This window comes from Trichlorobacter sp. (genome assembly GCF_030247655.1).
GTDB lineage: Bacteria > Desulfobacterota > Desulfuromonadia > Geobacterales > Pseudopelobacteraceae > Trichlorobacter.
Map to the genome: position 1 here is coordinate 1 of NZ_JAOTRZ010000193.1, position 5,834 is coordinate 5,834.

Genomic DNA, 5,834 nt, shown 5'->3' on the forward strand with positions numbered 1-5,834 from the left:
ATCAAGTTATCTCAGCCAAGTACGTCAGGACCGGCAAGGTTACGAAACTTCGTTAAAAGTGCTGCAGGCCAATGCTGCCAAATTACAGACTATGCTTAACCGACTTGAAGCCCAGAGTCGCAGAAAAGCAGCAGTAAAGCATGATCCATCAGCTAAGCACAAGCAGTTGCCGGAGCTTTCCCCTGTGCCTGACCGTGGTTTTGCCTCCCAGAAAGGGCGCATGCGGATGCCGGCAAAAGGGGAGGTGATTGAGACCTTTGGCAAACACAAACATCCTGAATTTAATTCCTACACCTTCAGCAAGGGTATCGTTATTGCAGCCCCGGTTGGCTCAGATATCCGTGCAATTTATGATGGCACGGTAATTTTTGCTGATTACTTTAAAGGGTATGGCAATATGATCATCATTGATCATGGAGGTGGTTATTTTAGTCTCTATGCCTATTCCTCGCGGATTTCCCGCAAGGTTGGCGCTGAAGTTGCCAAGGGTGATGTAGTGGCAGCAGTTGGCGATGTGGATTCAGCCAAAGGACCAGCTCTCTATTTTGAAATCAGGCATCAGGGCAAACCTGTTGATCCAACTGGCTGGGTTCGTTAATGCTGCTATAGCTATATAAATAAACTATAGTTTTTCTGATAGGTTCGATGTATATACAAATAACTTGCTTGATCTACTCTGGAGGATGAATTGTCATGCTGAAGCTCGGCAGAACAAAAAAACTTGCTTTTGGTTTTGTAGTTGTCATTGTTGCCCTAGTTACTTTTATCGGTATTAGCACTCAACGGCGCTGCGACGCGCAGGGGGGCAAAGAATACGAATATATCGGCCTGTTTACCGATGTTATGACTATTGTTAAAAAGAGTTATGTTGAGGAAGTTGACTCTAAAAAGCTTATTTATGGTGCAATCAATGGCATGCTTTCTGCGCTTGATCCACATAGCTCCTTCATGTCACCGGAAACCTTTAAAGAAATGAAGGTTGAAACGAAAGGGGCTTTTGGCGGACTGGGCATAGAAATTAGTATGAAAGAGGGAATTCTGACGGTTATTTCCCCGATTGAAGACACACCGGCTCAGCGGGTTGGCATCAAGTCAGGTGACCAGATTCTAAGGATTGATGAGCGTTTCACCAAGGATATGACTATTACGGATTCTGTTAAAAGGATGCGTGGTCCTAAAGGTTCCAAGGTAGTTCTCACCATCATGCGTGATGGATTTGAGCGTCCTAAAGAGTTCACTCTTATTCGAGATATCATTCAGGTTAAAAGCGTAAAATTCCGTATGCTTGACAATGGATATGGCTACATTCGTGTTGCCCAATTCCAGGAGCGTTCTGACGAGGATGTCGCTAAAGCGCTTAAGTCACTGGTTGAGGAGAATAAAGGCAAACAGCTTTCAGGTCTGGTGCTTGACCTGCGCAATGATCCCGGTGGTTTGCTGGATCAGGCGGTACGCATCTCGGACCATTTCATTGAAAATGGTAAGCTGATTGTCTATACGCAAGGTCGTGATAAAGAGTCACAGATGCAATTTAATGCCAGCTCTCGTGCCAAAGAGCCTGGTTATCCAATTGTCGTCCTGATCAACGGCGGCAGTGCCAGTGCGTCTGAGATTGTTGCCGGTGCGCTACAGGATCATCAACGTGCCATTATTATGGGTACGCAAAGCTTTGGCAAAGGTTCGGTTCAAACTATTATTCCTCTTTCTGACGAATCTGGCCTGCGTCTGACCACTGCGCGGTATTATACCCCTAAAGGCCGCTCTATTCAGGCCAAAGGCATTACTCCTGACATCGTTGTAGAACAACTTGAGATGCCTAAGGAAACCACACGTCGCGAATCCATGTTTATTCGTGAAAAAGATCTTGAAAACCACTTTGAAAATACTGATGGTGACAAAAAGCCTGACGATAAAAAAGAAGTAACTAAAGAAACAACCAAAGATACTGCTGATGCCAAGAAACCTGTAGATCCTCTTAAGGTTGACTATCAACTGGTTCGTGCTCTTGACCTGCTTAAGGGATGGGAGATTTTAAAGAAAATGGGGCCGGAGAAACACTAGGTGGCTCTTAAGCAACAATCATCACATGCTAACCGATACAAGAAAAACGGCAAGGGCGGTTTTGCCCTTGCCGTTTTTCTTGTATCTATTTGTTTACTTATGGTTGCTGGGTATCTGCTACATTACCATCAACAGACAAAAACCGCGAAATCCCAGTTAACACGACAACAGACAACTCCTCAACAGACACATTCATCGTCTGAAGTTCCAAAAACCGTCACTGTTCCAAAATTACCACTTGATCAACCTAAGTCGGATTACAATACCGGTGATATTCAGCCAACTAAGCAGGTTCCACAGCCGGTTACCAAGCCTTTGCCAGTCAATGCTGAACTTGCTATTATTATTGATGATATGGGTAATTCACTTCAGGAAGCGCACTCACTTGCCAGTATTGGTGTACCGGTCACATTTGCGATTATCCCCGGATTACGACATGACCGCGAGGTAGCACACTATGCTGCTGGTCAAGGGATTGAAATCATGATACATATGCCGATGCAGTCCAAAGAATACCCCCAGCGGAGGCTTGAGGCCAACGGGCTGTTGCTTGAACAGAGTGATGAAGAGCTACGAAGTAGAATGTTTGATTATCTGAGTACGTTACCTCAGGCTGTAGGTGCCAACAACCATATGGGTTCAGGTTTTACCGAGAATCCAGACAAGATGCGGGTGGTACTGAAAATCCTTAAGGATAAGGGGTTGTTTTTTGTTGATAGCATTACAACCCCAAAAACAACAGGCCTTAAAGTGGCTGCCGAACTTAAACTGGCTGCTGCCCGACGTGATGTGTTTTTGGATAATGAACAGAAAGAAGAGTATATCAGGGGACAGTTAGAGCAGGCAGTGGCACGCGCTCGCAAGAACGGTCATGCCATAGCCATCTGTCACCCTCATCCAGCAACTATAAGCACGTTGGCTAAAACATTACCTGAACTGCAGGCTAAAGGTGTCAAACTGGTAAAGATAACCAGGCTGGTGACTAAACAGTAAACGTACATTAAACGCGGGCTGCTGGCAGCAGACCTGTTTCAAGGAGGAGTTTATGACCAAGATAGAACTGGCCAAACAACTGCATCAAGAGCTTGGTATCAAGCAAAAAGAGGCTGCTGACCATGTTGAGGCATTACTGGACTTGATCAAGGAAACACTGGCAAAGGGAGAAAACGTAAAAATATCAGGTTTTGGTATTTTTGAGGTAAGGGATAAAAACGCCCGCCGAGGCCGAAACCCTCAGACCGGCGAATCTATTACCATTGAACCAAGACGGGTGCTGACATTTAAACCAAGTGCAATTCTCAAGCAGGGGATAAACTGCGAATAGAACTGATATCAGTTATATAGACCGTGAGGTCACCACCGGGGCGTCGGATGGTGACCTCATCATCAACCTGTTTTTGTAAAAGTGCCTGTCCAACCGGCGAATCAATACTGATAACCCCCTGCTTCACATCAAACTCATCCGGCCCACCTAACTGGTAACAGTACTGTTTGCCATCCATATCTTCATAGGATACCCAACATCCAAAACATACCCGCGTGGGATTAAGGGGAGGAGCAGGTGCTATTTCAAGTACCTTCAGTCGCCCCCCCAGCTGCTTAAGCCTGCGATCTATCTCCCGTAACCGCTTTTTCCCATAGATGTATTCGGCATTTTCAGAACGATCACCTTCAGCCGCAGCGTCAGAAACCCCTTGAACCACTTTGGGGCGTTCTACCCGCCAGAGATATTCAAACTCATCCTGAAGAAGTTTGAGGCCTTGAGCCGTTATAAGATTTGTCATGGGTACTTGTGTGCTTTCTGTTTGTGTCAAAAAAATCAGTTAGTCGTCATTTCTGACACTAGGCGGTGCATATCCTGAATTCTTCGATATGCCATATCCTGCAGTACCTGTTCAGGCCTTTTTTCATCCACCGGATGTACCACCAACCAGCTAGCACGTAATTTTCCATCATATCCAGTCATTGATTCATTCAGAAGAAGAAATAACTGATCACGTATGCCGTCAAAAACACCTTCCAGAAAACCATCAAGAGAAAGCTCTCGCTCAAGCAAGGGGGTGCCGCTAGGATCTAGTTGTTGAAAATAGAGCCGAGGTTGTCCTGATTCATCCACAAGAGGTCGGAATACCGCAATTGTTGTTCCGGCGCTTTCGCGAATAACCTGTAATGAAAGTTGATACAAGTCAGAGCGTGGATGGAGATCATAGAGAATAGAACAGAGCATCCCGGTAAAACAGTCGCTGTGTAAAAAACCCCTGGAAGTATGGTCAGCTGTTTCAAAGTAGAACCCCTTTGAACCTTCACCTTCGTGCAGTGCGCCACAGATAACGCAATGGGGCAGAACACCTTCCAGACGAGCAAGAAAGGCCTCTTTTTTACGTCCCTCCTGTTCTGTCTGCCACTGATGATACAGGTAGGCGCGTGGTTCTTTTGTCTGATTGTAGCTGGTCAGGATATCCAGCGCCAGCTCGGTAAACTGACTATGCACCTCGGTTTCGCGTGCATGGCTGATAATTGGATAAATCTTGCCATCAGGGTTGGTATTCAGGCTTTCAACCTTCGGGCTTTTGGATATATAGGTATCCATGCAGCGGTAGCCACGGTTAATGGCAAAGGCCCGTAACAGCGTGCGTTGATCTTTGAATAGGCCGTCATATTTAATACGGTTATCAATCAGACAGGGAATTAGTGCCAGGGATTTTTTGTCAATTCCACGTTGATCAAACAGGGCGAAGATATGCTTACAATTCTCAAGGCTGGGCATATCCTTGACCGGAATAAGTACCCGATCAGCAGCGTATAAGGCGTTTTGAGTCAGAATATTCAGGTCTGGCCGAGTATCCAGGATGATTATACCGGAAATACCTGATTCAGCAACCATACGACAAAGCGCCATTGGCCCTTTAAATCCTTGATACAATTCTGTCAAGTTATTGGAGGAGGGGATGTAGTTAACGCCATACTGCCCCTGATGCAACAGGTCAGCCCCAGGTGTTCCGGTTAATAGATCTTCAACCGTCCCCTGGGTTTTATGGCCCTTTAGTTCAAACATCTGATCAACAGTAAAGTGATTATCGAAGGATATGATTGTAACTGACAGATTTTCTTGCATTGCTTTTAAGTAGATCGCCAGGTTGGTTGCCAGGGTAGTCTTACCAACACCACCCTTCTCAGATGAGATAGTCAGGATATAGGGGAAATTATTCATGGGCGCATAATACGGAAAGAGAACCCTGCGGTCAACCCTGGTTTGACCATTGGCAGTCGCTGTGCTACCTTTTCAAGCATGAATCTATTTGCAGAACAGACCATACTTACGGTAAGCCGCCTGACTACCCTCCTGAAAGATCTCCTTGAAGACAACTTTACCCAGGTCTGGGTTGAGGGGGAAATATCCAATCTTGCGTTACCAGCTTCTGGGCATGCCTATTTTACCCTCAAAGACAGTGGGGCCATGCTACGCTGTGTGATGTTCCGCGGCTGTGCAAAGGCCCTTAAATTCAAAATTGAAGAAGGTATGGCCCTAGTTGTGCGAGGTCGACTGTCGGTGTACGATCAGCGCGGTGAATATCAGCTAATTGTTGAATATGCCGAACCCAAAGGACTTGGTGCACTACAGGCTGCATTTACCCAGCTTAAAGATCGTTTGGCAGGGGAGGGGTTGTTTAGTGATGCTCATAAGCAATCATTACCTTTCATGCCACAACGTGTTGGTGTTATCACCTCAGCCAGTGGTGCTGTAATCCACGATATATTAAATGTGCTGGGAC

Annotated in this window: 7 protein-coding genes; 5 read left to right on the forward strand and 2 right to left on the reverse strand. The window is 45.9% G+C overall.

Annotation, left to right across the window (positions count from 1 at the left end; genetic code table 11):
* The 4 genes from OEL57_RS13445 to OEL57_RS13460 form a co-directional block, all read left to right on the forward strand.
* On the forward strand, positions 1-598 hold a 598-nt coding region (locus OEL57_RS13445; protein ID WP_300741101.1), incomplete at its 5' end, for a murein hydrolase activator EnvC family protein.
* A gap of 95 nt (positions 599-693) precedes the next feature.
* A complete protein-coding gene (locus tag OEL57_RS13450; protein ID WP_300741102.1) occupies positions 694-2,061 on the forward strand; it encodes a S41 family peptidase in 1,368 nt (455 codons plus the stop codon).
* Between the two features lie 315 nt (positions 2,062-2,376).
* Positions 2,377-3,054, forward strand: a complete 678-nt coding sequence (locus OEL57_RS13455) for a divergent polysaccharide deacetylase family protein (protein WP_300741104.1) — start codon at positions 2,377-2,379, stop codon at positions 3,052-3,054.
* A gap of 52 nt (positions 3,055-3,106) precedes the next feature.
* Positions 3,107-3,385 carry an integration host factor subunit alpha gene (locus OEL57_RS13460; protein ID WP_300741105.1) on the forward strand — a complete coding sequence of 93 codons (279 nt, stop codon included), beginning with the start codon at positions 3,107-3,109 and terminating at the stop codon, positions 3,383-3,385.
* Here OEL57_RS13460 and OEL57_RS13465 read toward each other — a convergent pair.
* Positions 3,360-3,845 (reverse strand): GreA/GreB family elongation factor, encoded by a 486-nt coding sequence (locus OEL57_RS13465; protein WP_300741106.1) that lies wholly within the window; start codon positions 3,843-3,845, stop codon positions 3,360-3,362. The two genes, OEL57_RS13460 and OEL57_RS13465, sit on opposite strands and share 26 nt — an antisense overlap.
* Before the next feature lie 35 nt (positions 3,846-3,880).
* A complete protein-coding gene (locus OEL57_RS13470) occupies positions 3,881-5,272 on the reverse strand; it encodes a ParA family protein (RefSeq protein WP_300741108.1) in 1,392 nt (463 codons plus the stop codon).
* Between the two features lie 78 nt (positions 5,273-5,350).
* On the opposite strand from OEL57_RS13470, the gene xseA reads away from it, so the two are divergent.
* The coding region (gene xseA / locus OEL57_RS13475) for an exodeoxyribonuclease VII large subunit (protein ID WP_300741110.1) at positions 5,351-5,834 on the forward strand (484 nt) is incomplete at its 3' end.